Origin of the sequence: Nonomuraea maheshkhaliensis (assembly GCF_039529435.1) — a bacterium.
GTDB lineage: Bacteria > Actinomycetota > Actinomycetes > Streptosporangiales > Streptosporangiaceae > Nonomuraea > Nonomuraea maheshkhaliensis.
The window spans coordinates 1-1,547 of sequence record NZ_BAAAMU010000302.1 but is presented as its reverse complement, the minus strand read 5'-3'; the positions used below and the strand labels follow the sequence as shown (position 1 = coordinate 1,547).

The window sequence follows — 1,547 nt, the reverse complement described above, 5'->3', positions numbered from 1 at the left end:
CCTCGATCGCGCCGTCCAGCCAGGTCCGCTGCGGCAGGTCACGGAACGCGGCCCGCAACCGCTCGGCGGACGCCTCGGACGCCTGTACGGGCTGCTTCACGTGCGGGCTCCTTCGGGGATGGGCAGGGACTCCTGTTCGGCGTGGCGCAGGAAGGACAGGGAGCGGGCCGCCACGTCGGGAGCCGCGTGCGAGTGGCGCGGCAGCTCGACGGCGACCAGGCCCCGGTAGCCGCAGCCGGCCAGGGCGGCCAGCACCGGCGGGAAGTCGATCTCGCCCTCACCGAACTCCAGGTGCTCGTGCGTTCCCCTGCGCATGTCGTCGATCTGCACGTTCACCAGGTACGGCGCGACGGCCTCGACGCAGGCGGGCACCGGATCGGGCTCGTTGCAGCGGCAGTGGCCGATGTCCAGGGTGAGCCCGAACCCGCCCGGCTCGCCGAGCGCCCGGCGCAGCGTGTGCCAGCCGGCGATCGTCTCGACCAGCATCCCGGGCTCGGGCTCGAACCCCAGCGGCACGCCGTGCGCGGACTCCAGCAGCCGGGCGCAGCCCCGTACGAGCCGGTCCCAGGCCCGCCGCGGCGGCACGTGCGGCGGGCGTACCCCCGACCAGAACGACACCGCCTCCGCCCCCAGGTCGGCGCCGATGCGGGCGGCGCGGCACAGGAAGTCCACCCGCCTGTCGTGGTCGTCGTCGAGCAGGGTGGGGGCGTGCTTGCGGCGGGGGTCGAGCAGGTAGCGGGCGCCGGTCTCGACGACGACGGCCAGCCCGAGCGTACGCAGCCGGTCGGCGACCGCGGCCACCCGCCCGGCCAGGCCGGGGGCGTAAGGGTCGAGGTGGTGGTGGTCGAGGGTGAGGGCGACCCCGGTGTAGCCGAGATCGGCGATGACGTCGAGGGCGTCGGTGAGACGGTGGTTGGCGAAGCCGTTGGTGCCGTAACCGAATCGGATCATGTCGGGGACAGCTTTCTGGCCAGGCGGCGGGCCACCGGGACCGCCGCGGCGATGGCGAGACCGATGCGCGGCGCGCCGGCCCGCGCGACCAGCGCGCCCTGGAGGGCGGGCAGGCCGACGATCCCGGCCGTCACGGCCTCCCGGACGCGCTCCGCCGTGGGCTCGGCGACGGCCCGGGTCTGCGCCGAACCGAACTGCCCCGCGTACCAGAGCGCCAGTCCGGCCCGGACGACGGCGGGCCAGGACTCCCCCAGGGCCCGCCGTGCCACTCCGGCGGCCGAGGTGGGGCCGGGCGTCCCGGAAGGCTCGGGACCGTGCGGGACGACGGCGGTCGTCGAGTGGCCCGCGACGGCGGCGGTCAGGGTGAGGGTGGCCGCCAGGGTGGTGGCGGGGGTGCGGCGGGTGGTGCCGGCGGTCTCGCCGCGGGACAGGGCGGTGAGCAGGTACGTGTGGGCGGCGACGGAGAGTGCGGCGGTCACCGCGGCGGCGGGGGAGCGGCCGGGGGCGGCGCCCAGCAGCACGTCCAGGCCCCGGCAGAGCGCCATCGCGGCAGGGCCCGCGCGGGTGTTCTTGGCGGCCAGATCGTACGCCCAGAC

At 76.5% G+C, this 1,547-nt stretch carries 2 protein-coding genes; both read right to left on the bottom strand.

Translation table 11 applies throughout. The features are described 5' to 3' along the window. Positions 1-96: 96 nt before the first annotated feature. Positions 97-951, bottom strand: coding sequence for a sugar phosphate isomerase/epimerase family protein (locus ABFX54_RS56515; RefSeq protein WP_346115596.1), 855 nt, complete (start codon positions 949-951; stop codon positions 97-99). Further along, a partial coding sequence (locus tag ABFX54_RS56510) for a UbiA prenyltransferase family protein (protein WP_487047345.1) occupies positions 948-1,547 on the bottom strand: 600 nt, incomplete at its 5' end. The genes ABFX54_RS56510 and ABFX54_RS56515, both read right to left, overlap by 4 nt.